General features: G+C 63.9%; 24 protein-coding genes, 1 tRNA gene and 1 riboswitch. Of the genes, 11 read left to right on the top strand and 14 right to left on the bottom strand.

Annotation, left to right across the window (positions count from 1 at the left end; genetic code table 11):
- From IV088_RS04080 to IV088_RS04050, 7 genes are all read right to left on the bottom strand, one after another.
- Complete coding sequence (locus IV088_RS04080) at nucleotides 1–993, bottom strand: PilW family protein (RefSeq protein ID WP_291098057.1); 993 nt, start codon at nucleotides 991–993, stop codon at nucleotides 1–3.
- A gap of 2 nt (nucleotides 994–995) precedes the next feature.
- Entirely contained in the window at nucleotides 996–1,634 is a 639-nt protein-coding gene (gene pilV / locus IV088_RS04075; RefSeq protein ID WP_291098054.1) for a type IV pilus modification protein PilV, read from the bottom strand.
- Between the two features lie 13 nt (nucleotides 1,635–1,647).
- On the bottom strand, nucleotides 1,648–2,205 hold the full coding sequence (locus IV088_RS04070; RefSeq protein WP_291098051.1) for a GspH/FimT family pseudopilin: 558 nt from the start codon (nucleotides 2,203–2,205) through the stop codon (nucleotides 1,648–1,650).
- Between the two features lie 201 nt (nucleotides 2,206–2,406).
- Complete coding sequence (locus tag IV088_RS04065) at nucleotides 2,407–2,943, bottom strand: GspH/FimT family pseudopilin (protein WP_291098048.1); 537 nt, start codon at nucleotides 2,941–2,943, stop codon at nucleotides 2,407–2,409.
- Nucleotides 2,944–3,091: 148 nt separating this feature from the next.
- Entirely contained in the window at nucleotides 3,092–3,541 is a 450-nt protein-coding gene (gene nrdR / locus IV088_RS04060) for a transcriptional regulator NrdR (protein ID WP_077335205.1), read from the bottom strand.
- A 22-nt stretch (nucleotides 3,542–3,563) separates the two neighbouring features.
- The gene (gene glyA, locus IV088_RS04055; RefSeq protein ID WP_291098043.1) at nucleotides 3,564–4,808 is read right to left on the bottom strand and encodes a serine hydroxymethyltransferase; all 1,245 of its coding nucleotides are present in this window, start codon (nucleotides 4,806–4,808) and stop codon (nucleotides 3,564–3,566) included.
- A gap of 52 nt (nucleotides 4,809–4,860) precedes the next feature.
- Nucleotides 4,861–5,015, bottom strand: a riboswitch (ZMP/ZTP riboswitch).
- Between the two features lie 64 nt (nucleotides 5,016–5,079).
- Nucleotides 5,080–5,991 carry a transglycosylase SLT domain-containing protein gene (locus tag IV088_RS04050; protein ID WP_291098040.1) on the bottom strand — a complete coding sequence of 304 codons (912 nt, stop codon included), beginning with the start codon at nucleotides 5,989–5,991 and terminating at the stop codon, nucleotides 5,080–5,082.
- Nucleotides 5,992–6,713: 722 nt separating this feature from the next.
- On the opposite strand from IV088_RS04050, the gene IV088_RS04045 reads away from it, so the two are divergent.
- The gene (locus tag IV088_RS04045; protein ID WP_291098037.1) at nucleotides 6,714–9,488 is read left to right on the top strand and encodes a DUF349 domain-containing protein; all 2,775 of its coding nucleotides are present in this window, start codon (nucleotides 6,714–6,716) and stop codon (nucleotides 9,486–9,488) included.
- 32 nt (nucleotides 9,489–9,520) lie between these two features.
- Here IV088_RS04045 and IV088_RS04040 read toward each other — a convergent pair whose 3' ends face one another.
- The 6 genes from IV088_RS04040 to IV088_RS04015 all read right to left on the bottom strand — a co-directional run bounded on the left by IV088_RS04040 (nucleotide 9,521) and on the right by IV088_RS04015 (nucleotide 14,974).
- On the bottom strand, nucleotides 9,521–10,423 hold the full coding sequence (locus tag IV088_RS04040; protein ID WP_291098034.1) for a zinc-dependent peptidase: 903 nt from the start codon (nucleotides 10,421–10,423) through the stop codon (nucleotides 9,521–9,523).
- A 19-nt stretch (nucleotides 10,424–10,442) separates the two neighbouring features.
- Nucleotides 10,443–11,261, bottom strand: a complete 819-nt coding sequence (locus IV088_RS04035; RefSeq protein WP_291098032.1) for a UDP-2,3-diacylglucosamine diphosphatase — start codon at nucleotides 11,259–11,261, stop codon at nucleotides 10,443–10,445.
- Between the two features lie 29 nt (nucleotides 11,262–11,290).
- Nucleotides 11,291–11,797, bottom strand: a complete 507-nt coding sequence (locus tag IV088_RS04030) for a peptidylprolyl isomerase (RefSeq protein ID WP_291098029.1) — start codon at nucleotides 11,795–11,797, stop codon at nucleotides 11,291–11,293.
- A gap of 2 nt (nucleotides 11,798–11,799) precedes the next feature.
- Nucleotides 11,800–12,525, bottom strand: coding sequence for a peptidylprolyl isomerase (locus tag IV088_RS04025; RefSeq protein ID WP_291098026.1), 726 nt, complete (start codon nucleotides 12,523–12,525; stop codon nucleotides 11,800–11,802).
- A complete protein-coding gene (locus IV088_RS04020; RefSeq protein WP_291098023.1) occupies nucleotides 12,525–13,937 on the bottom strand; it encodes a murein L,D-transpeptidase family protein in 1,413 nt (470 codons plus the stop codon). Before IV088_RS04020 ends, IV088_RS04025 begins: the two co-directional genes overlap by 1 nt.
- An 89-nt stretch (nucleotides 13,938–14,026) precedes the next feature.
- A complete protein-coding gene (locus tag IV088_RS04015; RefSeq protein WP_291098020.1) occupies nucleotides 14,027–14,974 on the bottom strand; it encodes a tetratricopeptide repeat protein in 948 nt (315 codons plus the stop codon).
- A gap of 377 nt (nucleotides 14,975–15,351) precedes the next feature.
- Between IV088_RS04015 and cysS the strand changes: the two genes are divergently transcribed.
- The 6 genes from cysS (at nucleotide 15,352) to IV088_RS03985 (ending at nucleotide 20,946) form a co-directional block, all read left to right on the top strand.
- Nucleotides 15,352–16,737, top strand: coding sequence for a cysteine--tRNA ligase (gene cysS / locus IV088_RS04010; protein ID WP_291098016.1), 1,386 nt, complete (start codon nucleotides 15,352–15,354; stop codon nucleotides 16,735–16,737).
- Complete coding sequence (locus IV088_RS04005; protein ID WP_291098014.1) at nucleotides 16,737–17,387, top strand: DNA-3-methyladenine glycosylase 2 family protein; 651 nt, start codon at nucleotides 16,737–16,739, stop codon at nucleotides 17,385–17,387. Before cysS ends, IV088_RS04005 begins: the two co-directional genes overlap by 1 nt.
- A gap of 44 nt (nucleotides 17,388–17,431) precedes the next feature.
- On the top strand, nucleotides 17,432–18,421 hold the full coding sequence (locus tag IV088_RS04000; protein WP_236964951.1) for an acetyl-CoA carboxylase carboxyltransferase subunit alpha: 990 nt from the start codon (nucleotides 17,432–17,434) through the stop codon (nucleotides 18,419–18,421).
- A 40-nt stretch (nucleotides 18,422–18,461) separates the two neighbouring features.
- Nucleotides 18,462–19,412, top strand: coding sequence for a tRNA lysidine(34) synthetase TilS (gene tilS, locus IV088_RS03995; protein ID WP_291098213.1), 951 nt, complete (start codon nucleotides 18,462–18,464; stop codon nucleotides 19,410–19,412).
- A 100-nt stretch (nucleotides 19,413–19,512) separates the two neighbouring features.
- The gene (locus IV088_RS03990) at nucleotides 19,513–20,793 is read left to right on the top strand and encodes an aspartate kinase (protein ID WP_291098009.1); all 1,281 of its coding nucleotides are present in this window, start codon (nucleotides 19,513–19,515) and stop codon (nucleotides 20,791–20,793) included.
- A 60-nt stretch (nucleotides 20,794–20,853) separates the two neighbouring features.
- Nucleotides 20,854–20,946: transfer RNA gene (locus tag IV088_RS03985), tRNA-Ser, on the top strand.
- A 352-nt stretch (nucleotides 20,947–21,298) separates the two neighbouring features.
- Here the strand turns inward: IV088_RS03985 and IV088_RS03980 are convergent.
- The gene (locus IV088_RS03980; protein WP_291098006.1) at nucleotides 21,299–23,362 is read right to left on the bottom strand and encodes an AsmA family protein; all 2,064 of its coding nucleotides are present in this window, start codon (nucleotides 23,360–23,362) and stop codon (nucleotides 21,299–21,301) included.
- 234 nt (nucleotides 23,363–23,596) lie between these two features.
- Here IV088_RS03980 and IV088_RS03975 point away from each other — a divergent pair, with 234 nt between their 5' ends.
- The 4 genes from IV088_RS03975 to IV088_RS03960 all read left to right on the top strand — a co-directional run bounded on the left by IV088_RS03975 (nucleotide 23,597) and on the right by IV088_RS03960 (nucleotide 25,722).
- The gene (locus IV088_RS03975) at nucleotides 23,597–24,043 is read left to right on the top strand and encodes a hypothetical protein (RefSeq protein ID WP_291098003.1); all 447 of its coding nucleotides are present in this window, start codon (nucleotides 23,597–23,599) and stop codon (nucleotides 24,041–24,043) included.
- A 487-nt stretch (nucleotides 24,044–24,530) separates the two neighbouring features.
- Nucleotides 24,531–24,932: a GreA/GreB family elongation factor gene (locus IV088_RS03970; protein ID WP_291098000.1), complete on the top strand. Its 402-nt coding sequence runs from the start codon at nucleotides 24,531–24,533 to the stop codon at nucleotides 24,930–24,932.
- A gap of 137 nt (nucleotides 24,933–25,069) precedes the next feature.
- Entirely contained in the window at nucleotides 25,070–25,192 is a 123-nt protein-coding gene (locus tag IV088_RS03965) for a hypothetical protein (RefSeq protein ID WP_291097997.1), read from the top strand.
- Nucleotides 25,189–25,722, top strand: a complete 534-nt coding sequence (locus tag IV088_RS03960; protein ID WP_291097994.1) for an aminotransferase class III-fold pyridoxal phosphate-dependent enzyme — start codon at nucleotides 25,189–25,191, stop codon at nucleotides 25,720–25,722. Before IV088_RS03965 ends, IV088_RS03960 begins: the two co-directional genes overlap by 4 nt.
- The last annotated feature ends 7 nt before the right edge of the window (nucleotides 25,723–25,729 follow it).

Here is a 25,729-nt window from a genome sequence, read left to right as displayed (position 1 = left end):
TCAGTTTTCGTACAGAAACGCCCAAGGGTCTGCGCCACTCACGTAGTCAGACGGCAGGCCAGGCCGCATGTTGCGCAGCTGGATGGTGGTCACGTAGGCGCGCCGCAGGAAGCGGTCGGTGGCCGTCTGCTCGGCGCCATCGCAATCGATGTAGCTTCCAAGGTCGTTGATGCTGTTGTCGCCTGTTGGAACAGGGCGAGCCGTGCGTGCCAGGAGGCAAATGCGCAGGGCGGCGACCCGGGACCAGTTGGTTGCGGTCGCGCCAAGCGAGGCATGGTCAGCGCCCACATAACCAGCCACCTGATGCGGAATCGGGTTGCCGGCCGTTGGCAATGCGGTGACAGCGTATTGAACCTGAAAATCTTCAATGTTGGGGATCAGCGCAGTGGCCGTGCCGAACCCCGAACCGGTGCGACCCTGGCAAAACAGCGAGGGCGTGCCGTCGGTGTCATCGGCGATGTAATAACGGTTGTCTGCCAAGGCAAGCGGGGTGGCCGAGGCTGCGCCTTCTGCCGAAGCGTCCCATGCTGCGATGCCTTCGTGAACGCAGTTCCCTGGCGATTGCACGCCGGCGGCGGTAACGGACTGGCTGTTGAGCAGTGATGCTTCGTAGCGCACGGCAATGGCATCGGGACCTGTTCCGGTGGCGTCGCAGGCCAGCGCTTCAAACGCCGTACCAGCGGCGTTGTCGGTAAAGCCCCCGTCACACCCGCGAACGGCCCGCCCGGGGAACAGCCTGGCCCCGGTTCCGTCAACATTCGAGAAGCCCGCCAGGCGAATCTGCTGCTGCAGCAGCTCCAGCGCCAGGGCGGCGTCTTCGTTCATCTGTGATTCAAGGGTGCTGCTGCGCGAGGTGGTGGATGTGTTGACGTAGATGACACCGACCGCGCCCATCAGGAAGAGGCCGATGGTCATCGCGACCATCAGCTCGACCAGACTCAGACCGCGTTGGGCGTGTGCACCAGACCGACGTGATGGCGGAAGTTTTGTCATGATCACAGGCCCACCTTGAAGTACATGCAGCTGTATTCCAGCTTCTCGGACGTACTGAGGTTGTTTGGACAATTTTCTTTTGAAGCATCGAACAACGAAAAGTCGCCTTTGTCATCGTCCACATCCGCCGTAGCGGTTTGCGATTCTTTCCAGATCAGCCAGACGTCCAGGTTCCGGGCAGCAGCGGTCGGCGTGCTGATCACCACGGCATCACCTTGAGGAAGCCGGTTGCGAACGCTTCGGAGGAACTGGTCGATATCGGCAGAGGCCAGCGCATCAGCGGCCGTGGCGGCATTGGCGGAATCAGACGGGTCAAGATCGAGGTTGGAGTCGGGTACGGTGACGGCCGTGCTCGCGAAATCGTCGGCTTTCGCAATGTCGTAGTTCCCTCGGTCGTAGCCATAGACATTGACCCGGGCCCGATCGGCGTAGTCGTTGACGAGCGCCAGGCCGGTGAGGCGCAGTTGAGACACCTTGTTGTAGCTGAAGGTGGCTCCCGAGAGCCCTGCAACGCCCAGCAGTCCGACCGACACCAGAAGGATGGCGACCAGCACCTCCAGCAAGCTGGACCCTGACTGGGGGTTGGTGAACTTGACCCTGGCGCGGACCAGGGACTTTTTGACGGTGGGGATAAACATCATGGTGCTCTCGGACTCACGGCAATTCGGTGACGACATTGGCTCGGCCCACCTGCGACACCCCCACCTTGTTGACCTTGGTGGCCGACGTTGCGCCACTGGGTGTGACAGTGAATGTGGCGGTCCCTGTGGTCGCGGCCCTGAGGCCGTTGGGTAGGAACTGCAGGAACGTCACCCCTGCCGGACTCGTCAGTGAGGCGATGCCGCCCTGAGCGGAGCTCACCTGGATGATCCGTTCACCTGCATCGAAGGCCTGGTCTGTGGCGCCGTCGTCGACGAACACAATCCATCCGTTGCTCCACTCGGTGCTTTCGGTGCAACTGGTTCCGTCGGAGCTGGGGCAGAGCATGAGTTTGCGTGAAGACTTGATGGCTTCCGATCGGGCGAGTTGCAGGCTGGTCGTCAATGCCCGGGTCGCGCTGTCACGTCGCCACTGACGGACCGTTTCGCTGAAGTCAGGGAAGGCCAGCGTCGCCAGCACGGCGACCAATGCCACGGTGACAACCAGCTCAATCAAGGTAAACCCTTGCTGGCCTGATTTGGGCGACATGATGGGGGAAGGCAGGTGTTTCAATTTACGGCTCCGTACAGCAATGTACCGGCCACCTGACCTCACTCCTGAGCCGTGCTGACGCGCGGTCGCTTTCTGCCTCCTGAGCGGTAGAAAGCATTCAATTTACCCGAGGTGCGACGGTTGGTGGTTGTTGCTTTTCCTCGCCCGGTCTTTTGCAACATCTCGGTCCGATTTGAGCGGTGTGGGCCGTGCGGCGGTCGCTCAAGAGCGGCCAGTTGATTCGGATTGACTGATTCGGATACGCCCGATCCGATTGACAATGATTCTCTGGCTAACCCCGATTCTTGGAACCACTTCCAATGTCGCCATTCCAGAAGCCATCATTCCTGTGGGAAGGAATACAAATCGCTGCCGAGATGCATTGCCCTCCAGGCTCTGGATGCCTGTTGGGCCTTGAGATTGGGCAATCAGCTTGTCGTTGGAGTCAAATTGACCATTGCCGTCGATGTCTTGGAAAACCAGCCATCCGGACTTCCACTCCTTGTCGGACGTGGCACTGCAACTGATGCCATTGTTGCTGTTGCACATGACCACTCGGCGAGACCACCGTATCGCCTCCGATCGGGCCAATACCAGATGATCTGTGATAGAACGGGTGGCCACGTCTCTCTGCCAGGCCGCGAGCAACTTTCCAAACTCAGGTATGGCGATCTGCAGCACAACCGCCAACAGGGCGGTGGTCACCATCAACTCAATCAGACTGACGCCTGATGAAGGACTTGTTATCGCGTTTTTCATCCCTGGGCCCCGAATTTGATGTGTTCGGCCCCATTATTTCCGATTGCGCCCGCCAAAGAAGGCTGCGTTGCATGTCAGCCCCAGGATTCATCCCCAGGATGAAGGACGATATCAACGGGCGAGAGAAAGAACCTCTGCTGATGCAGATCTAACGCCGGACCTCATCCACCAATGCTCGGAACTCATCGATGTCTTCAAAGCTGCGGTAAACGCTGGCGAACCGGATATAGGCCACTTTGTCGAGCTTCTTGAGTTCGCGCATGACCATTTCACCCAAGCGGGCTGCGGGAATCTCCCTGACGCCCAGGTTCAGCAGCTTCTCTTCGATGCGTTCGATGGCGGCATCCACCTGCTCGGTGCTCACAGGGCGTTTGCGCAGCGCCAGCGCAAAGGACGCACGCAATTTGGCTGGCACATAGTCCACGCGCCGACCATCTTTTTTCACCACGGCCGGGAAGCTGACTTCCGGCCGTTCGTAGGTGGTGAAGCGCTTTTCGCAGTGACCGCACTGGCGCCGGCGGCGAATGAAGTCAGCGTCTTCGGACACCCGGGTCTCAACGACCTGGGTTTCCAGATGACCGCAGAAGGGGCATTTCATCGCGTGGCGTCGCCAGCCGGAATCACTTGTAGACCGGGAAGCGGGCGGTCAGCGCGTTCACCTTGGCGCGCACGACCTCGATGTTCGCCAGGTCGCGCGGGTTGTCCAGCACGTCGGCGATCAAGTTGGCCGTCAGGCGGGCTTCTTCGTCCTTGAAGCCGCGGGTGGTCATTGCCGGGGTGCCGATGCGCACGCCGCTGGTGACCATGGGCTTTTCCGGGTCGTTCGGGATGGCGTTCTTGTTGATCGTCATGTGGGCGCTGCCCAACACGGCTTCAGCTTCCTTGCCAGTGATGCCCTTGGCACGGAGATCGACCAGCATGACGTGGCTTTCGGTGCGGCCGCTGACGATGCGCAGGCCTCTCGAAACGAGTGTTTCGGCGACGATGCGGGCATTTGTCAACACTTGTTGTTGATAAGTCTTGAATTCGGGCGCAAGCGCTTCCTTGAAGGCCACCGCCTTGGCCGCGATCACGTGCATCAGCGGGCCGCCCTGCAGACCTGGGAAGATGGCGCTGTTGATAGCTTTCTCGTGTTCGGCCTTCATCAGGATGATGCCGCCGCGCGGGCCGCGCAGGCTCTTGTGGGTGGTGGAGGTGACCACGTCGGCGAACGGCACGGGGTTGGGGTAGATGCCGGCGGCGATCAGACCCGCGTAATGGGCCATGTCGACCATGAAGATGGCACCCACGTCTTTCGCGACCTTGGCGAAGCGCTCGAAGTCGATGCGCAAGCTGTAGGCCGACGCGCCAGCGATGATCAGCTTGGGCTTGGTTTCATGCGCCTTGCGCTCCATGGCGTCATAGTCAATCTCTTCCTTGTCGTTGAGACCGTAGGAGACGACGTTGAACCACTTACCGCTCATGTTGAGTGCCATGCCGTGGGTGAGGTGGCCGCCTTCGGCCAGGCTCATGCCCATGATGGTGTCGCCGGGTTTGAGGAAGGCGAGGAAGACAGCTTCGTTGGCCGAGGCGCCGCAGTGGGGTTGCACGTTGGCCGCATCGGCACCAAAGATCTTCTTCACGCGGTCAATGGCCAGCTGCTCGGCAATGTCGACGAACTCGCAGCCACCGTAGTAGCGCTTGCCGGGGTAGCCCTCGGCGTATTTGTTCGTGAGTTGAGTGCCTTGAGCGGCCATCACCGCGGGCGAGGCGTAGTTCTCGCTGGCGATCAGCTCGATGTGGTGTTCCTGGCGGGCGTTTTCCAGCTGGATGGCTTTGAACAGCTCAGGGTCGGTTTGCTCGATGAGGATGTTGCGGTCGTACATGGTGGCAGTCTTGGGTAACGTGGATCCCCATGGTCCGGTGTTCCCGGTGGATGGGGGCTGCCCAGGCGAACGGCTGAACGCCCTTGCCGGGCGGTACGCTTCCCAGTGGTTGTCCCGGCCGCTGCGATGTCGCAGAGCAGGGGGGCCACGTCAGCACGTTGGTTCCAATGGCTTGGAAAGTGCCTATCGCCAGTTGCGTACGGCGCTAGTTTATCCCAGAGGTGCCCAGCCTTGCACGCCGACTCAGCGGGTATCGCCGGCGGCGATGCGATCAGGAGCTGGACAGCTCGTTCGCGGCAGCGGGAGCCGAGGGAAGATCCATGGCCCCATCCGCGGGCGCCGACTCCAGGAAGCCTGTCTGAGTGGGAAGAGGAAGCTCTGGTTCGATCGGTGAGGGGGCTGGGCTGGCCGAAAAGACGGGAAATGAGGTGGGCATGGGCTTCCCCAGCGCCACACTCTGGATGCGCAGGTGTTCTGCCATCACCTTGTTGATGTAGTGACTGCCGTCGGTGGTCACCGCGCCCACGTACAGGCGCAAACCCCCTTCGATGGACCCGGCCTGTTTGATGCAGTCCTGCAAGACCTTCACGCCTACACGCAGATTCGACAGGGGATCAAACGCCGCCATCTGACCGCCGAAGTCTTCGTATTTGTCCGAGTGCACACGGGTCAGCACCTGCATCAGCCCCTGGGCGCCCACAGGGCTCTGGGCGTATGGATTGAAGCGCGATTCGATGGCCATGACGGCGAGGATGAGCGTCGGGTCCAGGCGAACCTTTTCACCCACGGTGAAGGCTTCAGCCACCAGGGCGCTCAGCGGCTCCGGAGCCACGCGGTATTTGCGGCTGAGCCATTGGGCCACATTGGCCTGCTGTTTTGGCAATTGGTTGGGAGTGACCGCCGCTACGCGCTCGACCGTCTCCGGCTCCGGGGTTGGCTGGTCAATGACCATGCCTGTGTCTTGGCGCTGAAGCAGCCAGCCCAGGACTTTTTGCTCAGCGCTGTCGCGCAGATCGCCGCGGGCGGCCAAAGCAATGATGCCGACGGCCAATGCGCAGCCGAGCAGTGCCATGCCGTTGTGGGTGAAATCAACAAAACCGCGGTAGATGTCGGAGAGCGCGGTTCGAAGGGTGGCCGAGGCAACTGGGTTGCTCTTGGAGGGGCCGAAGGTGTGCGTTGTCATGTTTTCGCTCCTTGCAAGGCTGCGCCGACCGTGTGAGGTGGGCAGCTGGATGGGGCGCCATCGGTGGCAAGCCCTTGGGGCTTGCGTTCGGTTGGATCGATGTCAATGGCGATGCGGGTTTACCCTGAACGGGTAAGCGGAGCGAATGGTAGGCGCAGGCAAATGCCAAGTCAATGTTTTAAACATTGTTCAAAACAATTATTTGTTATATGAATGATTTTGTGTTGCCCTTGGTCTCAGTTTGCTAGCGCCGGCCTCAGCCTGGCTGAGGTTTTGCCGGTGGTCGGGAATAATGCACCGTTGATCGGTTGCGTGTATGTGTGTTCAGAAGTGCAGGCCTTCAAAGGCTACTTTCCCAGCAGAAGACGAAACCCCATGTAACGACGTGGGTGAATGCTTGATGTGCGGGGGATTCGAGCGTAATCTTTGCTTGTCGGTCATCATGATCGGCATACAGCCAGCAAAGCGGTGCGGCCGCCCGCTGGCCCCCAACGGGAGCAATCTGTTGCTTCCAGGCTGGAGAGACATCCAACTCCCTCCGCCAAAACCGACGGCAAGTGCAATTTGCCCGCCGTCAACCCCGGCGGGCTTTGCCCGCCGGGGTTTCTTTTTTGGGGGGATGCGTGCAGAAAAGGCGTTTTCGGTAACACCAGCGACAATAGGGCGGTTTGTCCACGACACCGGCTTGATGCTGGCATGTCCTCTTTCTTCGAACCACCTGTATGTCGCTGTTCTCTCTGCGCAAGAACCCTCTCCAGTCCAACTCCCCCCCCGCCCCCTCTGTGAACACGTCTGCCCCTTCCAAAAATGCCTCTGGTGCTCAACCACATCCCCTTGATGCGGTGACCGGTGGGGCCTTCTCTGCGCCCACATCGGGTGAGCGGGCTGCCCGCATCCGTGAATGGCTGGCCACCGAGCCGGGGCTGGAGCAAATGAACGAGGTGTTCAAAGAGCTGTCCCAGCGCGACCGCGGTGCGGCAAAGCCTCTGAAAGAGAAGCTGGATGAACACAAGCGGCAGAAGGCACAAGAGCACATCGCGGTGGAATGGGCCCAGAAGGCCGAGAGCCTGATCGCTCAGCCTCGACTGAACCTCGCCGATGCCATGGCCTGGCAGCGAGATGCCGCCAGGGCGGGCGCGCCTTTGTCGCGTGAGCCCCTGGCCGGGCTGAAGGCATCGCTTGCCGAGCGGGTCAAAGCGATTGAAGACCTGCAACACCGGGTGCAGGTGGAGCGTGAGTCTGCGGTGTTGATGGCTCAGCGCATTGAGGTCCTGTCCACCAAGCCTTGGCGTGAAGCCCAGGCCAGCGCGCCCGCCTTGCAGGCGGACGTTGTGGAGTGGCAGCGCCAGGCCAGCGGTCTGGCCGACGATGCCCAGTGGCCCAGCGTGGAGCCCAAGTTCCCGCCGATGCTCGATGCCTCGCGCAGCCAGCTGCAGCTGGTGTGGGACGCTTTTGAAGCTGCCCTGGCCCAGGCCGTGGCGGCCGACGCCGACACCAAGGCCCCACTGCCCGCCGTGCCCGTGTGGGCCGACGAGCTGCGCCTGGGGCGCGGCGAGGTGGCTGCGGTGCCGGCCGAAAAGGCCGCACACGACGCGCAGGCAGCGCAAGAGCGGCGCAGCAAGGTGCTGGCCGAGCTCGACCGCGCCTTGGGCGTGCTGGAGCGCGAGCTGGCCGAAGGCCATGGCAAGGCCACGCCCAAGGCCGCGGCCGATGTGCGGGCGGTGCTCAAGTCGCACAGCCGCCTGATTGGTCCCGAACTCGAAGCCCGCGCCCACGCCGCGCTCACGCAGGCCGGCGACCTGGAAGATTGGCAGCGCTGGCGTGCCGACCAACTGCGCGAAGAGCTGGTAAAAAAAGCCGAGGCCCTGTTGCAGGCACCTGAAGGCCAGCGCATCGGCGGACGCAAGATGCAGGAAACCCTGCGCAGCCTGCGCGACCAGTGGAAATCCACCGACCAGGGTGGTCAGGCCAACCACGCGTTGTGGAAACGGTTTGATGAGGCCTGCACTGAAGCCCACAAAGTCGTCGAGGTCTGGCTGATCCAAGTGCGCCAGCAGGCCGATGCGCACAAGGCGCAGCGCTTGGCCATCATCGAAGAACTCAAGGCCTGGACGGTCGCCCACGCCAGCAACACCGACTGGAAAACCCAGGTGCGCGAGCTGCATGCGTTCTCGGAGCGCTGGCGCGAGGCCGGCCACTTGAGCGAAAAGGCTTTTGCCGAAATGCAGCCGCTCTGGAAAGACGCCATGCACACGGCGCATGCTGGACTGGAAGCTGCGCAGGCGCAGAGCATTGCGCGCCGCCGTGCGCTGATCGAAGAGGCCATCGCCCTGGGCGCTGCGCCGCAGCTGCGCATCGACGCTGTCAAGGCGCTTCAGCAGCGCTGGCAGGCCGAAGCCCACGCTGTGCCGCTGGAGCGCAAACAGGAGCAGAAGCTGTGGGAAGCCTTCCGTCAGCCGATCGACGATGCCTTCGCCCGCAAGAGCAGCGAACGCGAAAAAGCCGCGACCTCGCTGAACGCGCATGACCAGCGCGTGCTGGATGCTTCGCAAGCGGTGGATGCTGCCATTGCCAGCGGCGACGCTCAGCAGATCCGTGCAGCGATGGCGGCGCTGGAGGCCGCATTGCGGGGGCAGGCGCTGGCTGCGGCTGCTGCACCGGCACCCGAAGCGGCAACCCGGACCGTTGCAGGCGATGCGTCCGTTGCGACAGCGCCCGCTGCGGTTTCCGCAGACGAGTCGCCTGTGGTGGATGCTGCTGGTGAGTCGGCACCTGTGGACGAACATGTCGAGGCAGCCGCCGTCGAAGCTGTGGTGCCAGCCAAACCTGCAGTCCCACCGAAGAAGATCGTGGCCGTGCGAGGCGACGACCGCCCGGGCATGAAGAAAACCGAGCCCGCTGGTCGAGACGACCGTCGGGGGCCTCCGGGCCGCGACGGTCGTGATGGCGGCCGGGGTGGTTTTGGCGCGCGCGGTGAGGGACGTGATGGCCGTGGCGGTGACCGTTTTGAACGCGAGCCGCGTGGCCCGGCCTTGCCTCGTTTGGGCGATGCTGCCTTCCGTGCTCAACGCAATGCCATTGAGCACGCCGAAGCCGCGTTGCGCAAACTCGCCGCTCAGGCTCACGGCGAGGTGCTGACCCAGTTGATGACGGCCTGGGAACAACGTGATGCGGCCCAATTGCCTGTCGCACAGGCGCTGGGTTCGCGAGTGAACGCCGGTACCCGCAGTGCCTGGACGCAGAGTGTGTCGGCCGCAGCAGCCCCCGCGGTGCCGGCCGATGCTCTGTTGCGCCTGGAGATGGCGGCCGAGGTGCCAACGCCCGTCGAGCAGCTGGACGCACGCCGCATGCTGCAGCTGCAGCTGTTGACGCGTCGCCATGACGCGCCGCCAGCCGAGACCTGGGCGCAAGACGTGGGTCGCGTGCTGGCAGGGCCGTTCGAGGCCGCCGCCGCACGCCGCCTGCAGAACACGCTCAAGGTGCTGTTGAAAAAATAGCGCCTCCACGGCGCTGCGCGTGGCGCCCTCTCTCAAGGGGGCAAGGGGAGCGGCCCGGCGGAGCCGGTTCGCTCGCTCCGGGCAGCTCTGAAGAACCCGTCGTAGAGTGGCAGCAGGTCGGGAAATTCCTGCGCAAAGCGCTCACGGCTGACGAAATAGGCTTCGCTGGTCACGGCAAAGAACTCGGCCGGATGGGTGGCTGCGTAGTCGTCCAGCCAAGGGGCCTCGCCGCCGAAGCGTTCGGCCATGGCCACGGCCTCGCGAAACTGTGAGTACGACGCCTGCATGACGCTGCGCCAGTGTTCGCGGGCAGCGGCGGTGCTGGGCCTGCGCAGGAAGCGCACGGGCAGGGGCGGAGCGCCGTCCGGGCTGTCTCCGCGCTGGATGCCATGCATATCGAGTTTGTGAACGAACTCATGGATCACGACATTCTTGCCTGCTGGAGCGAGCTCGGCGGCTCGGGCCACCTCCTGCCAGCTCAGCATGACCGGGCCGCGGTCCATCGCCTCACCCGCCAGCACTTCGCTGTAACGGTGCACCACGCCCATCCCGTCGGTGACTTCGCGCTGGGCCACGGCGGCGCCGGGTTGCACGACGATGCCGACGAAATCGCTGTACCAGTCAAGGACCTGCAGCGGGTCTCGCACTGACTCCCCGGAAGGCAGGCCAATCTGCAGCAAGGGCAGGCAGGCTTGGGCGGCGATGTCCAAGGCCATGGCATCGGTGATCTTCAGTCCGTGCGCGCCATGAAACTCTTTTTCTTGCAGAAAGTGCCCGCACAGGGTGCGCAGCTGTCCCTGTTCCGTTGACGAAAGTGCCGTCAGAAAGGGCAGCGCTGCGACAGTTCGGAGCCAGAGCCGGTCGTCGATCGGTGGGGTGGGGCGGATGCCCCGGGGCAACCAGGACTGCAGTGAGCGAAGCAGGGTGTGAACCATCTTTCGCACATGGAGGCGCTCAGGCCGTCTTCAATGGCAGGCGCTGCACGCCCGCTGCGGTGAGCCGGAGCACTTCGCCTCGTGGGGGCAGGGCCGCGGCGTCCCAGTCGCTGAGCACCACGCGTTGCAGGCTGTCGCCCAGATCGTGGCTGGCAGGGCGGTGGGTGTGGCCGTGGATCAGTGTTGGCGCTCCAGCGCGCTGCAGCCACTGGCGCGCGGCCTCGGCGTCCACATCGGCCCACAACGAGGGGTCGTGGGCGTTGCTGCGTTTGCGCGCCTCGCTTTGCTGGCGCAATCCACGCGCCACCGCTTCTCGTTGTGCCAGCGGCTGCGCGAGAAAAGCGGATTGCCACTCGGGGGTGCGCACCTGCGCTCGAAATCGCATGTAGTCGGTGTCGTCCAGACACAGGGCATCGCCGTGGCTGAGCAGCCAGCGCTGACCTTGAAAGTCCAGTACCGTGGGGTCGGCCAGCGCCTGCATGCCGCATGCGCGCAGGCACGCCTTCCCCAGCAGGAAATCGCGGTTGCCGGCCATGAAATACACCGGGGTGTGCTGGCTGTGGGCTTGAAGCAGGGCGGCGCAGTGGCGCCAGAATGCGGGGTCAGCCCTGTCGGCAGACGCATCCAGCGCATCGTCTCCCACCCAGACTTCAAACAGGTCGCCCAGGATGAACAGGGCGTCGGCACGCTCCACGAGAGGTCGTTGCAGAAACTGCCGCCAGCAAGCGAAGGTGGCGGGGTCGGACGCCTGCAGGTGCAGGTCGGAAATGAAATCGACCGCTTGCCACTGCGCTGGAGCGCGCAATTCGGCGAAGCGGTCGGTGAGCGGATCGGTCATGGAAAAGGGGGCCGAAGCCCCCGTGCTGCTCAGAGCGCGACGGCCTTTTCGATGATCACATCGTCCTTGGGCACGTCGTCGTGGAAGCCTTTGCGGCCCGTGGCCACGCCTTCGATCTTCTTCACGATGTCCGAACCGGACACAACCTTGCCGAACACGGCGTAGCCCCAGCCCTGTGCGCTGGGCGCGGTGTGGTTCAGGAAGCCGTTGTTGGCCACGTTGATGAAGAACTGCGCACTGGCGGAGTGGGGGTCGTTCGTGCGGGCCATTGCGACGGTGTAGAGGTCGTTGCGCAGACCGTTGTTGGCTTCGTTGTTGATGGGGGCGTCCGACGGCTTCTGGTTCATGCCGGGTTCAAACCCGCCGCCTTGAACCATGAAGCCCGGGATGACCCGGTGGAAAACCGTGTTGTTGTAGTGACCCTTGTTCACGTACGACAGAAAGTTGGCGGTGGACAGCGGCGCTTTGTCAGCGTCGAGTTCGAGTGTGATGACGCCAAAGTTGGCGATGTGCAGTTCGACTTGGGGGTTGGCCATGTTCATTTCTCCAGAGTGGCTTTGAGGATGGTGACTTGTGTTTTGGGGACGTCGGAGGGGAAGGGGCCGCCCGAACCGGTGGGCACTTCCTTGATTTTGTTGACCACGTCCATGCCGCTCACCACTTTGGCGAACACCGTGTAGCCGAACAACTGGCTCGCGCCCAGCAGGTTGGCCCGTGGTGTGTTTTCATACACGCGGCCGCCGTATTCGAAGCGGGGCACCGGATCGCCAGGGGGGATGGGGGTCGGGTCCAGGAAGGCGTTGTCTTTCACGTTGATGAAGAACTGCGAGGAGGCCGAGTTTGGGTCGTTGGTGCGGGCCATGGCCACGGTGCCGATCACATTGCGAGGGCCTCCGCGTTCGATGGCGGCCTGTCCTTCGTGGGCCACAGGAGCGCGGGTGGGCTTTTGTTTGTAGCTGCCGTCGAATCCGCCGCCCTGGACCATGAAGTTGCTGATCACGCGGTGAAAGACCGTGCCGTCGTAGTGTTTGTCTCGCACGTACTGCAGGAAGTTGTCGACGGTTTTGGGCGCCTTATCGGGATACAACTCCATCACGATGTCGCCCATGGAGGTGGTCAGACGCACTTTGGGATAGGTCGCTGGAGCAGGCGCCGAAGCCGGGTTTTGTGCATGAACCGACAAAGACAGCAGCGCGCTCACCACGGCCGAGCCGACCAGGAGGCGGCGGCGCGCGCCAGATGTTGCATTGCGGGAACGGGACATCAAGGGGTTCCTTCATAGAAAATTCTCCACTGGCCGTCTTCGCGTGCCCAGTATTGCCGACGGGTCACGCCTCGGCTCTGGCCTTGTGCCACCTCACCGAACGTCACCACCATGGTGTCCTGACTGTCTTGCCAACGCAGCAGGGACACGTCCTTGAGTTGCAGCTCGCGTGGCCCTTTGGCGCCACGCATCTCTGACTCCAGGCGAGTCCACCACTCGGTGGGTTCTTTGCCAGGGTTCTGGAAGCGGCTTGAATAAAGATCCTTGAGGCGGTCGATTTGCCCGCCGCTTTTCGCCGTGCGCCACGATTCAAGAGCGGCTTCGAAATGCTTCCGGTCGGTGTCCAGCGCTTCAGGTTGCACCCACTGCAGTTCTGGCGCAATCACCACAGGGGTGGTTCGGATCTGAATGGTCGAAAGCAGCTTCTCCAGATCCGGATTCGACAGCACCACGCAGCCATCCGAAGCCTGGGGTGCGCGCACAAATTGCTCCCTGGGAGTTCCGTGCAGCCAGATGCCGCTGCCGGTCTTGCCGCGCTGCATGTCGAGTGGATTGGGGTAGTTGATGGGCAATGCGCCCACCCCGTACAGGTCGGGCAGGTTGTCGGGGTTGAGGTTGCTGGTGATGTAGTACACGCCCAGCGGCGTGCGCTTGTCACCCTCCACCGCCTTCTCAATGCCAGACAGACCCACCGAAATGTAGAAGTCGCCCAGCAGCTTCAACTTGGGCGGGGGCGCGATCCGGCTGCCAGACGCCGAGGGTGTCTGGTTTTCAAACAGGTACAACCTGGATCGCGACGCGTCCACCGCAATGGCATGGCGGCTTTGCGACGAAAGTGTGAGGAACTGGGTGGGTACGCTGCCTTCGGGTGGGCGCTCGGTGAGCGCGCTCAGCCGGCGGCGAGACTCCTCGCGGAGCACTGCCAGCTGCTGGGCTGCGGCCTGGGCTTTGGTGTCAGGCACATCGCCAAGTTGGCGAACCGGGCGCATCTGCAGGCTCAACAGGTCGCCGTGCACCAGATGGGCGAGGTGAAAATTGGGGTGGTCACGCACCAGCTGGTCGGTCTTGACCAGCGCCTCCCGGTGCTTCCCCTGGCTGATCAGCCGGTACACATTGATCAGCCGCGCTTCAGCCTGTCCCAGCAGCGGGGCGACTTTGGCGAGACCTTCATCTGACAGACTTTGGGCCTGAAGGCCTGAAATGACAGGCTCGTTGTCGGTGAACTGCGTCGCGTTTTGTACCTTGGCCAGCGTGCTGTCCAGCAAAGTGGGGGGCTCTGTGGCGGAAGAGGACAGCGTACCTGAGCGGAATTCCAGCAAGTCCAGGGACGTGCTTGTGGACACATCGCGTGCCACAAAGGCCGAAAACAGGAGCCAAGCCGCAACCGCGGCGCCCAAGGCCACGGCGCCCATGAACCACCGCGGGACGCCGCTGGGGCCATTGGTCAGGTAGGCGGTTGGGACGCTGGCGTGCCCTCGCTGAAAAAACCGCCGACCGGCCATCAGGAGCCTGTGGATTCGCGCACGATCAGCCAGCGATTGCCACTCTTGACCATGTCCAGTGTCTTGCGGCTGGTCACGCTCAGCGAATCGGAGGTGTAGTCCTGTTTGAAGCGGGCGGAGGCACGGTCACCCGTGACCGACACCGTGACATCGCTCACGTCCACGCCAATGCGGTTGCGGGGCATGATGCGCGCCTTTCGGTCGGCTTCCCAAGCGCTGCGCGACTGGCCGCCAGGCGGCGTGAAGTTGCCGGCGTATGCCCCCAGGTAACCCGTCATGTTCTTGCTGGCCCAAGCCTTCGCCCAGGCCTGCACAGCCGCTTCGACATCGGCTTGGGCATTGCCAGCCGCGGGAGTGGGGGGCGCTGCAGCAGCGGGCGCTGCCACTGGCGGCTTGGCGGCTGCGGCCACCGGTGCTGCCACAACGGCAGAGGGCTTGACCCCTTTGGTGTCGGCAGCAAAGAGGTTGCGGATCAAACTCAGCTTGGGCGCGACCGCAGGGTTTCCTGCGTCGAGTTGCAGCGCCTTGCTATAGGCCTGACTGGCCAGCTTGGCGTACACATCGCCCAGATTTTCATGGGCGGTGGCATAGCTGGGGTTGGTCCGGATGGCCATTTCCAGCGCTGCACGGGCCTTGTCGAACTGACTTTGACCCGCGTAGAGCACAGCCAGGTTGTTGTAGGGCTCGGGCAGCTCGGGGAAGTCTTCCGTGAGCTTGGAGAAGGTGGCGATGGCCTCGGCGGGCTTGCCGCCCTCGGTCTGGATCACGCCCTTGATGAAGCGCATCTGCGGATCACGAGGCTTGCCCGCGAGGTACTGGTCCACCTTGCTGAGCGCTTCGGTCAGTTGCCCGGCACGCATCAGGCGGTTGACCTCGGCATAGTCGTCTGCCTGCGCCATGACGAAGGACGAGGCCAAGGCAGCGGACACCGCCACGGACAATGCCATCAAGCGCAGTGGGGCCGCGACCAGGGAGTGGGCAAGGCCACGGACGGAGGAGGTCAGGGCAGAGGGTGTTTTCATGGGGTGGATCATGGGACCTCAGATGGCGAAAGCAGCAAACCTAAGGCCCGATGGGGCCAGTTGCCAAGACTATAGCGCTCCAGCTGAAGCGGTTGAATCGCATTGGGCTGGCTATACTGGCGCATTGTATCTGAGGGTCCTCGCCCAATGGCCGTTCGCCAACGCTGCGGCGGCCTCGTCTGCACCCCCTTTCTCTCCCTTGGTCCTTTGCTCCAGATTTTCCCGTTTGGGCGGTTATTGAGCGCTCCACCGGCTGCACGCGGTTGTGGTCGGTTCAACGTGTTTCTGGTGACGTTTTCTTCATGACTTTGCGTATTTTCAACACCCTGTCGCGCAGCATCGAGCCCTTTGCGCCCCTGGAACCCGGTCACGTCCGCATGTATGTGTGTGGCATGACGATCTACGACCTGTGCCACATCGGCCACGCCCGGATGATGATGGCGTTTGACGTGGTGCAGCGCTGGCTCAAGGTCAGCGGTTACCGTGTGACCTATGTGCGCAACATCACCGACATCGACGACAAGATCATCAGGCGGGCGGTGGAGCGAGGCATCACGCTGCGCGCGCTGACCGACGAGATGACCCTTGCGATGCACGAGGACATCGCCCAGCTCGGGATCGAGCCCCCCAGCGTCGAACCGAGGGCCACCGAATATGTGCCGCAGATGCTCGCGTTGATCGAGCGGTTGAAGGCAAAAGGCCTGGCCTATCAGGCGGAGAACGGCGACGTGAACTACGCCGTTCGCAGGTTCGAGGGCTACGGCAAGTTGTCTGGCAAGTCACTCGATGACCTGCGGGCGGGCGAACGTGTGGCGGTCGCCGGCGACAAGAGCGACCCTTTGGATTTTGTGTTGTGGAAGTCCTCCAAGCCGGATGAACCGGACGAGGCACGCTGGGCGAGCGCGTTCGGGCCGGGCAGACCGGGGTGGCACATCGAGTGCTCCGCCATGTGCAGCGCGACGCTCGGCGACAGTTTTGACATCCATGGCGGCGGTGCCGATCTCCAGTTTCCGCACCACGAGAACGAGATCGCGCAGTCGGAAGGCGCGACCGGCCAGCCGCTGGCCCGTTTCTGGATGCACAACGGCTTTGTGCGGGTGGACAACGAAAAGATGTCCAAAAGCCTGGGCAACTTTTTCACCATCCGCGAAGTGCTGGAAAAATACGATGCCGAGACGGTGCGGTTTTTCATTCTTCGCGCCCACTACCGCAGCGCGCTGAACTACAGCGATGTGCACCTCGACGACGCCCGGGGTGCGCTCAAGCGCCTTTACACCGCGCTGTCTCAAGCCCAGCCTGGCCCGCTTGCGCAGATCGATTGGGATGAACCATTTGCCGCGCGTTTTCGCGCCGTCATGGACGAGGACTTTGGCACGCCTGAGGCGGTGGCGGTGCTGTTCGATCTGGCGACCGAGGTCAACCGCAGCAAGGACGCACAGCTCGCAGGTCTGCTCAAGGCGCTGGGCGGTGTGCTGGGTCTGTTGCAGCAGGACCCGCAGACTTACCTGAAATCGGGAGGTGCTTCCGACGGGCTGGACGAAGACCGCATCCAGGCGCTGATGGCCGAACGCGCTGCTGCCAAGGCGGCGAAGAACTTTGCAGAAGCCGACCGAATTCGCCAGGAGCTGCTGGCACAAGGCGTGGTGCTCAAAGACGGCCCGACGGGCACCACCTGGGAGCGCAGTTGATGGCTTCTTCCGTGTTGCCCGACGTCGGTCCGGAAGCGCCAGAGTACTGGCAGGAGGCCTGCCGCCACCTGATGAAACGCGATCGGGTCATGAAGAAGCTTATTCCTTCGCACGCCGGTGTGAGCCTGCAGTCGCGCGGCGATGCCTTCGTGACGCTCGCGCGCAGCATCGTTGGGCAACAGATCTCGGTGAAAGCGGCGCAATCGGTCTGGGACCGCTTCGCCCTGTTGCCGAAAAAACTGGTGCCCGCCCAAGTGCTCAAACTCAAGGTGGATGACATGCGCGCAGCCGGCCTGTCGGCGCGCAAGGTCGAGTACCTGGTGGATCTCGCGTTGCACTTTGCCAACGACCAGGTGCACGTGAAAGCCTGGGCCGATATGGACGACGAGGCCATCATCACCGAGCTGGTGGCCATTCGCGGCATCGGCCGCTGGACGGCCGAGATGTTCCTGATTTTTCACCTGATGCGTCCCAACGTGCTGCCACTGGACGACATCGGCCTGCAAAACGGCATCAGTCGTGCCTACTTCTCGGGCGAACCCGTGAGCCGCAGCGAGATTCGCGAAGTGGCCGCTTCTTGGGCGCCGTTCTGCAGTGTCGCCACTTGGTATATTTGGCGCTCGCTGGACCCGCTGCCGGTCAGCTACTGAAACGTCACAGGACGTCGTTCGAACAAGACCAAAGGAGTCGCACCTTGGCCAAAAGAAATTTTCTCGACTTCGAGCAACCCATTGCCGAACTCGAAAGCAAGATCGAAGAACTGCGCTATGTGCAAACCGAATCTGCGGTGGACATTTCGGCAGAGATTGAACAGCTGTCGGGCAAGAGCCTGCAGCTCACCAAAGACATCTACAGCAATCTCACGCCCTGGCAGATCACCAAGATCGCCCGGCATCAGGATCGGCCCTACACGCTGGACTATGTGCGCGAAATTTTCACGCACTTCCAGGAGCTGCACGGTGACCGTCACTTCTCCGATGACCTGAGCATCGTGGGGGGGCTGGCCCGTTTCAATGGCCAGCCCTGCATGGTGTTGGGGCACCAGAAAGGCCGCGATACCAAGGAGCGGGGTCTGCGCAATTTCGGCATGACCAAGCCCGAGGGTTACCGCAAGGCGCTGCGTCTGATGAAGCTGGCCGAAAAGTTCAAGCTGCCGGTGTTCACCTTCGTGGACACGCCCGGTGCCTATCCGGGCATTGACGCTGAAGAGCGCGGCCAGTCCGAAGCCATCGGTCGCAACATCTTCGAGATGGCGCAGCTGGAAGTGCCCATCATCTCCACCATCATCGGTGAGGGTGGTTCGGGCGGCGCTCTGGCCATTTCGGTGGCCGATCAGGTGTTGATGCTGCAGTACTCGGTGTATTCAGTGATCAGCCCCGAAGGTTGTGCATCGATCCTCTGGAAAACCAGCGACCGCGCCAGCGACGCTGCCGACGCGCTGGGCATCACCGCACACCGCCTCAAGGCGTTGGGGTTGGTGGACAAGATCGTGAACGAGCCAGTGGGCGGCGCGCACCGCGACCATGGTCAGATGGCGGCCTTCCTGAAGCGCGCGCTGGGTGATGCCTGGCGCCAACTGGCCGACCTCAAGGTCAAGGAGTTGGTGGACCGCCGCTACGCACGCCTCAACAGCTACGGCCGCTACACCGACACCAAGGCCGACAGCAAGCCTGAAAAGCGCTGACGTGACCGCAGCGCCAGCGCCCAACCCGTGCGGGCCGGCGCTGGACCGCTGGTGTGCGCGCTGGCTGCCCGATCCCTCAGGCTTCATCGCTGTGGCCTACAGCGCTGGTGCCGATTCCACCGCCTTGCTGCTGGCCGCGCGCGAACGCTGGCCCAGCCGCGCGGTGGCCCTGCATGTGCACCATGGCCTTCAGGCTGCGGCCGATGGCTTCGAGTCGCACGGCCGTGCTTTCTGTGAGCAGTTGGGTCTTCCGTTCTCATCAAGCCGCGTACAGGCAGCCCACGAACAGGGTCAGAGCCCCGAAGAAGCCGCGCGCGACAAACGCTACCGGGCCTTGGCCGACATGGCGCAACAGGCGGGCGCTGCTTGCGTGCTGCTGGGGCAGCACGCCGATGACCAAGCCGAAACCTTGATGCTGGCCCTCAGCCGCGGCGCTGGCCTGCCGGGGCTGGCGGCCATGGCGGAACGCTTCGAGCGGCATGGCGTGGTCTTTGGCCGCCCGCTGCTCGGGCTGCCGTCACAGGTCCTGCGCGAATGGTTGCTGGCCCAGGGTCATGCGTTTGTGGACGACCCGACCAACACCGACCCCCGCTACACCCGCAACCGCATCCGCTCGCTGCTGCTGCCGGCGTGGGAGGCCTGCTTTCCAGGTTTTCGCCCCATGTTGGCACGCAGCGCCCGGCATGCCGCACAGGCGCAGACGTTGCTGGACGATCTGGCGGGCATCGACATGGCGCAGACCGGTGCGCCGCCAGCCATCCTGGTGTTGAAGGCCCTGAGCCGCGAGCGCCAGGCGAACGTGCTGCGCCGCTGGTTGCGCAGCAGTGCAGGGGTGGCCGCCAGCACGGTTCAACTGGACGAACTGCTGGACCAGATCGCCGATTGCACCACTCGCGGCCATCGCATCCGGATCAAGGTGGCCAGCGGATTTGTGACCCGTGAGGGCGAGCGCCTGGCGTTTGTCCCGCCTGACAACACCCCGCCGATATAATTCCAAGGCTTTGCCGGGCGGATTTGATGGTCCTCCGGTGACAACCGCAAGGCCACGCGTTGCGGTCATTCCAATCACTCTTCCAACCTCGTCCAAACCGATGGCTTTGATAGTTCACAAGTACGGCGGCACCTCCATGGGGTCCACCGAGCGCATCCGCAACGTGGCCAAGCGCGTGGCCAAGTGGCACAGGGCCGGACACCAGATGGTGGTGGTGCCCAGTGCCATGAGCGGCGAAACCAACCGCCTGCTGGGCCTGGCCAAGGAGCTGGCCCCGAGCAAGACCGACAGCGCTTACGGCCGCGAACTCGACATGCTGGCCGCCACCGGTGAACAGGCTTCTTCGGCCCTGCTGGCGATCGCGCTGCAGGCCGAAGGCATGCAGTCGGTGAGTTACGCCGGCTGGCAGGTGCCGATCAAAACGAACAGCGCCTACACCAAGGCCCGCATCGAATCGATTGATGATGTTCGAGTGCGAGCCGATCTGGACGCCGGCAAGGTGGTGATCGTCACCGGCTTCCAGGGCGTGGACCCGGACGGCAACATCACCACGCTCGGCCGTGGTGGCAGCGACACATCTGCCGTGGCGGTGGCCGCCGCGCTGAAGGCCGCCGAGTGCCTGATCTACACCGACGTGGACGGCGTCTACACGACCGATCCGCGTGTGGTGCCCGAAGCACGCCGGCTGTTGCGCGTGAGCTTCGAAGAGATGCTGGAAATGGCCAGCATGGGCAGCAAGGTGCTGCAGATCCGCTCGGTGGAATTCGCCGGCAAGTACAAGGTGCCCCTGCGCGTGCTCTCCAGCTTCACGCCCTGGGACATCGACCTGAATGAAGAAGCCGCCTCCGGCACCCTGATCACTTTTGAGGAAGACGAACAAATGGAACAAGCCGTCGTTTCCGGCATTGCCTTCAACCGCGACGAAGCCAAGATCTCTGTGCTGGGCGTGCCCGACAAGCCCGGCATCGCCTACCAGATCCTGGGCGCGGTGGCCAACGCCAACATCGAAGTCGATGTGATCATCCAGAACCTGAGCAAGGACGGCAAGACCGACTTCAGCTTCACGGTGCACCGCAACGACTTCCAGAAGGCCATGGACATGCTCAAAAGCACGGTCGTGCCCGAGCTGGGCGCGGCCGACGTGGTGGGTGATGCGCGCATTTGCAAGGTGAGCATCGTCGGCATCGGGATGCGCAGCCATGTGGGCGTGGCCAGCCGCATGTTCAAGTGCCTGAGCGACGAAGGCATCAACATCCAGATGATCTCCACCTCGGAAATCAAGACCTCGGTCGTGATCGACGAGAAGTACATGGAGCTGGCTGTGCGCGCGCTGCACCGCGAGTTTGATCTGGACCAGACGGCCGACAGCATCGCCGGTTGATTTCGTTGCCTTCTTGAGAGTCCGATAGGGACCTCAAGTTGAGGCATAATAAGAGGCTCTGGAGTGATGACCGAGTGGCCGAAGGTGCTCCCCTGCTAAGGGAGTATGGGGTGTAGAGCCTCATCGAGGGTTCGAATCCCTCTCGCTCCGCCAGTAAGACAAGGCTCCCACGCAAGTGGGAGCCTTTTGTCTTTCTGGGCCCAGTGTTTTCGCGGGGTTGCGGGCGGTGACCGATTCTCTGAGGTCTCGCACGCGACGGCAATATCGGCCCACCCGGCGGGGCATTCTCAAACGGCAGTTTTTGGCAGTGAGGCTTTTGGTTGAGCTTCAGTAGCTGATTTAGTGCCGTACCAGGAGGAGGGTGACGTATTGAGACCTCTTCAGATCAGTACGATTTGGAGCATGGAGGCCCGCTTTGCAGCGAAACCACCAGTCCAAGTGATGGGGAAGCGGTCGGTGGCACGGTGCCAGTGATGTCGGGCTCGAAGAGGGCGCCGCGTCAATGTCACTTTCGGGCCGGAGCCGCCGGCGGTGAGGGGGCGCCGGCGGTGGCCGACGGGTTGCACGGGTCCTTGGCATCGGTGTTGCCGGTTTCGATCAGCGGCAGGATGGCGGCCGCAGGGCCTGCCACGGTCCCCAGGGCCAGCGCGCCCAGCACGCGCTTCGCGAGACCCTTGGGTTCGATGCCCACCGCCGGGTCCGCCAGCGTTCCGGTGATGGTGACGGGCGTCCTCAGGGACAGCAGAGACCAGTCCTTGGGTCGTGTGACCACGTGCAGGTTCAGCGATTCGTCGCGAAGGCTGACCTGGCCGGTGATCCACAGCGTGCTGTCCTTGTTGTCCATCACAGCCAGGGTGGGTTGGATGACGCCGTCGCGCACCACCAGATCGAACCGGGCGCAGCGCAGGGGCAGCGGGCGGTCCCCGGTGATCACCACCTCCAGGGCCTGCGCGAGGTCGAGGCCCATGGCTTCGGTGACCAGGTGCGACAGGGTGCCTTCGCGCAGCCTGAGGTGCAGAGGGCCGTCGGCCGAACCCAGGATGGCCGCCGTCGAGTTGCCGGCGCCCCGCAGGTGCAGGTTGCCGGAGAGCACGCCGGTAAGGTAGGCCTGCACCGAACGATCGCCGCCCTGGCGGGCCTCCTTGCGCTCGCGTTTGAGCGCGGTCGTGGCGGTGGCGGCTGGGGCCTTGCCTTCTGCCGAACCGGGGCGCAGGCCCCTGATCCAGCCCGCCATGTCGATGCCCTCGAACGCCAGACGGGCTTCCCATTTCGCGGGGGTGGCGCTGCTGTCCAGCGCCGTCATGCCCTTGAACTGCCCGCCCGACACCACGGCCTGCAAGTCCTCCAGTCGCAGCACGCCACCGTTCAGGAGCAAGTGGGTTTTCAGCTGCCGCAAGGGCGCCATCGCCTGGGTGCCGAAGTCCAGCTCCTGGATCGCCACGTGCACATCGGCGTCCATGGCTTTCAGCGAGGGCAGGTCGAAGCGGCGTTGCGGCAGGGCGCGGCCCGCTGGCGTGTCGGCAGGCGCCGCCGTGCCCGCCTTCCTGCTCCCGCCGATGGCGGGTCCCAGGTCGGCCAGGGCGAGCTTGGGGCCGGTGATGGTGCCCGACAGGCGTGGCGGCTGGGTGTGCTGCTGGTACTGCATGTCGCCCTGGAGGCGGCTGCTGCCGATGTGCGCGCGCGTCGTCTTCAGCCGCCAGACGCCGGCATCCTGCTGCAGCTCGCCACGCAGGTCGAACCCCGGTGTTCGCGGCAGGGTCAGCCCCAGGGGTTTGGCCACGTCCGCCAGCGAGGGGCCTGCCACTTCCACCTTGCCCTGCATTCGCCGCGAGCCCAGCAGCGAAGCGGCCTGGCCATCGAACAGCACGCGTGTGGACGCGACCGTGCCCTCGATCCTGACCGGCACCCAGGGGGCGTCGGCAGCGGTGGCCGGGTCCTGCAGCAAGGGCAGCGTGCTGCCGGCGCGCACCGCCAGCTTGAGCGGCAGGGCGCGGTAGCGCCCCGTGATGGACGCTGCATAGCCGGTGTCGGTGCCGGTGCCGGGGCTTCTCGCGGCGCTGCCTTCGCTGCCGCGCAGTTGCACGGCGACGTCGGCGTCCTGCAAGGCATCCACCCATGCGATCCGCCCCTGGCCCACGGTCAGTTCGCCGAAGCCCGGCAGTGCCGCCTTGGCGGACGCACCGGTCTCTGGCGGGGTGCTCCCTGCACCCAACTGCCAGTTCGCCGTGCCGTCGGCGGTGCGCACCAGATGCGCATCGAGCACGTCGGCGCGCAGGGCTTGAAGGTGCAGGGTGCCGCCCTGTCGCCAGCGCCACACATCGGCCCAGCGCCAGGCCAGTGTGATGCGCTGCGCTTCCAGCAGGGGCGGTGCCTTGAAGCGGGGATCGGATGCGATGTGCAGGTGGTCGACGTCCAGCCGCGGTCGCCAGAGGAGGTGCAGCTTCACCGCGCCCTGCAAGGTCACGGGCACGTCGGCGCTGCGCGACATGGCGCGCTCCAGCGGTTGCCGCAGGATCAGCCAGCCGGCCACTTCGCCCCACGCGATCACGGCCGCCAGCAGACCGACCACTCCCGCGGAGGCCCACAGGATGGGCCGACGGGTCCACGCTGGCCGATCCCGCAGGGGAGCCGATGGCGGCGGAGGGAGATCGCGAGGCGAAGTATTCACTTGGCGTTGAAACCGTGGCAACAGAGCGCAGTTTCGGTTCGATCATAGAAGTCGGATCTTGAGAATGTCGTGCGCCAACGCACACACCGTCCCAGATGGGCGCGCCCTCGGCCGACAGGCGCACGGCATTGGCTGGTGGACGTCCATGCGAACGGCGTGGTGGGGCACCTCACCCCGGGCGCCACCCTGCCGTCGTCCCAGATCACCCCGTCATCGACCAATCCCACGCACACCCGCCAAGGCTTCACGGGAGCGTTCCGCCTCGTTGCCGACGACGTGCAGCAGGGCGGTGCGCTGGGTCGCTACGCGGCTCAAGCACTCAAGGCCACGGACCGTGGCGGTGATGGCCTGTGCAGGTCTGAAATGATCACCTTGTCCGCGAACGCGCTGGGTGATGAAGCGGCCATGCAGGCCGCGGGCTCGGTGGGTCCCCAGAAGTACCTGCCGGCGCTCAAAGCCAGCCAGCACCAGGGCGCGTCCGGCCACGTGGTGTTCGATGAAAAAGGCGACCGCAAGAACGCTGCGCTGACGCTCTACACCGTCAAGGCGGGCCAGCGGCTGAAACTGGCCGTGATCCGCTGATGGCTCAGGGTCTGCAGACCGTTGGGTCTGTGGGCCGGGGGTGAGGGGCCCCTGCCATCACACCGTCATCTTGAACCCGTAACCTCGGGGTGATCCGCTGGTCCTGACGGTTGAACAATATCGGGACACCAAACAACCATGGCGCTTCGAGTGGCCAGGCACACTGTCGACGGTGATGAGACCTGGCTTGAGTGGGATGTATGCCCCCATCGGCGACACGACCCAAGGGCGTATCTACAATCCCGGCATGGCTTTCCACCCCACCATCACTGCCCACACGGCAGCTTGCTTGCCCCTCGCGGCGGGTGACGCTGTGGCCGGTCGCCAGCTGATGGGTTCGGCGGGACTGCGCCAGCCGGTCGCACATTCCTGAGCCCGGCGATACCCCTTCCTCCTTTTTGCGCAAACCAACCATCGCCGGGCCCCAACCCAGCGCGATCGCGGGCGTCGCCTTGTTCTGGCGGGCCAGCACCAGTTGGAGTGCACCATGCACAAGAACCTTGCGGGTGAGCGGCTGCTCACCGAAATCGATTTCGTTCGCCTGAGCAACCTGCGCGGCGCACAACTCCCGCCCGAACTGCTCGACACGCTCGAATCCCTGGACCTCGTTCCCTCGCGCGAGATCCCCCCCGACATCGTCACGATGTACTCGCAGGTCATCGTCGAAGACCTCGAGTCCCGGACGCGGCAGAAGCTCACGCTGTGTTACCCCAGTGACGCCGAGCCGCACCTGGGCTTCATCTCCGTGCTGTCGCCCGTGGGCGCGAGCCTGCTCGGTCAGCGTGAGGGTGCGATCGCCCGCTGGCGCACGCCCAATGGGGACGCCTGCGCGGCCAGGATTGTCACGCTGCTGTTCCAGCCCGAAGCCAGCGGCGACTACACCACCTAGCCGCCCGTCGCCACCGATCAGACCCCGCAGGCCTCGCGCTGCGGGGGCATGCCCTCGTGCGCCCAGGATGCCCCACGCACTTCGGCACCAGCTCAAGGGAATCGATGGCGCGTGGTGGTGGGCGGATGCCGGTTGTCATGGACCGTGCGTTCGGCGTCACCATCAAAGACCCCGATGGCAACACCTTCATCGACCTGTCCGCCGGTGTGGGCGTCAGCAGCGTGGGGCGTTGCCACCCGACGCACTCGAAGCGGCGGTGAAATTCGCCAAACGCGTCACCGGCCGGCACCAGATCATTGCCTTTCATGGCGGGTACCACGGCGTGTGGAATGCCTCGAACGCCCTGACCACGGGCACGTCGTACCACAAGGGCTACGGACCGTTCATGGGCGGTGTGATCCACGCGCCGTATCCCTATGCCTACCGGTTCCCCTTCGACACCACCCACAAGAGCGCCGAACAGATCGCGGGCGAGTACGTCGACTACCTGCTCAACACGCCGTACACCGCGGCCGACGATGTGGCGGCCGCGATCGTGGAGCCGGTGCAGGGGGAGGGCGGGTACGTGCCCATGGCGGGCCTGGTGATGCGCTCCGACCTCGCGGCCAAGATTCCCGATGGATCAGCGCCCAACACCTTCGCGGCCAATTCGCTGTCCGCTGCGGTGTCGCTGACCACCATCAGCCTGCTGCAAGACCCGGAGCTGGATCTGCTGAACCGTGCCCACCAGCTGGGTCAGGAAGCACAGGAGGCGCTGGACGTCTTTGGCGACGCGCTGAAAGCCCTCTGAGCAGGGC

The sequence above is a fragment of the Hydrogenophaga sp. genome (assembly GCF_018780075.1).
In the GTDB taxonomy this organism is placed as follows: domain Bacteria; phylum Pseudomonadota; class Gammaproteobacteria; order Burkholderiales; family Burkholderiaceae_C; genus Hydrogenophaga.
This window is presented reverse-complemented; position numbering and strand designations above follow the sequence as displayed.

Coding starts and splice junctions, on each gene's coding strand:
- IV088_RS04080 (WP_291098057.1), bottom strand. CDS start 993: ATGACAAAACTTCCGCCATCACGTCGGTCTGGTGCACACGCCCAACGC.
- pilV (WP_291098054.1), bottom strand. CDS start 1,634: ATGATGTTTATCCCCACCGTCAAAAAGTCCCTGGTCCGCGCCAGGGTC.
- IV088_RS04065 (WP_291098048.1), bottom strand. CDS start 2,943: ATGAAAAACGCGATAACAAGTCCTTCATCAGGCGTCAGTCTGATTGAG.
- nrdR (WP_077335205.1), bottom strand. CDS start 3,541: ATGAAATGCCCCTTCTGCGGTCATCTGGAAACCCAGGTCGTTGAGACC.
- glyA (WP_291098043.1), bottom strand. CDS start 4,808: ATGTACGACCGCAACATCCTCATCGAGCAAACCGACCCTGAGCTGTTC.
- IV088_RS04050 (WP_291098040.1), bottom strand. CDS start 5,991: ATGACAACGCACACCTTCGGCCCCTCCAAGAGCAACCCAGTTGCCTCG.
- IV088_RS04045 (WP_291098037.1), top strand. CDS start 6,714: ATGTCGCTGTTCTCTCTGCGCAAGAACCCTCTCCAGTCCAACTCCCCC.
- IV088_RS04040 (WP_291098034.1), bottom strand. CDS start 10,423: ATGGTTCACACCCTGCTTCGCTCACTGCAGTCCTGGTTGCCCCGGGGC.
- IV088_RS04035 (WP_291098032.1), bottom strand. CDS start 11,261: ATGACCGATCCGCTCACCGACCGCTTCGCCGAATTGCGCGCTCCAGCG.
- IV088_RS04030 (WP_291098029.1), bottom strand. CDS start 11,797: ATGGCCAACCCCCAAGTCGAACTGCACATCGCCAACTTTGGCGTCATC.
- IV088_RS04025 (WP_291098026.1), bottom strand. CDS start 12,525: ATGTCCCGTTCCCGCAATGCAACATCTGGCGCGCGCCGCCGCCTCCTG.
- IV088_RS04020 (WP_291098023.1), bottom strand. CDS start 13,937: ATGGGCGCCGTGGCCTTGGGCGCCGCGGTTGCGGCTTGGCTCCTGTTT.
- IV088_RS04015 (WP_291098020.1), bottom strand. CDS start 14,974: ATGGCATTGTCCGTGGCGGTGTCCGCTGCCTTGGCCTCGTCCTTCGTC.
- cysS (WP_291098016.1), top strand. CDS start 15,352: ATGACTTTGCGTATTTTCAACACCCTGTCGCGCAGCATCGAGCCCTTT.
- IV088_RS04005 (WP_291098014.1), top strand. CDS start 16,737: ATGGCTTCTTCCGTGTTGCCCGACGTCGGTCCGGAAGCGCCAGAGTAC.
- IV088_RS03990 (WP_291098009.1), top strand. CDS start 19,513: ATGGCTTTGATAGTTCACAAGTACGGCGGCACCTCCATGGGGTCCACC.
- IV088_RS03970 (WP_291098000.1), top strand. CDS start 24,531: ATGCACAAGAACCTTGCGGGTGAGCGGCTGCTCACCGAAATCGATTTC.
- IV088_RS03965 (WP_291097997.1), top strand. CDS start 25,070: ATGGACCGTGCGTTCGGCGTCACCATCAAAGACCCCGATGGCAACACC.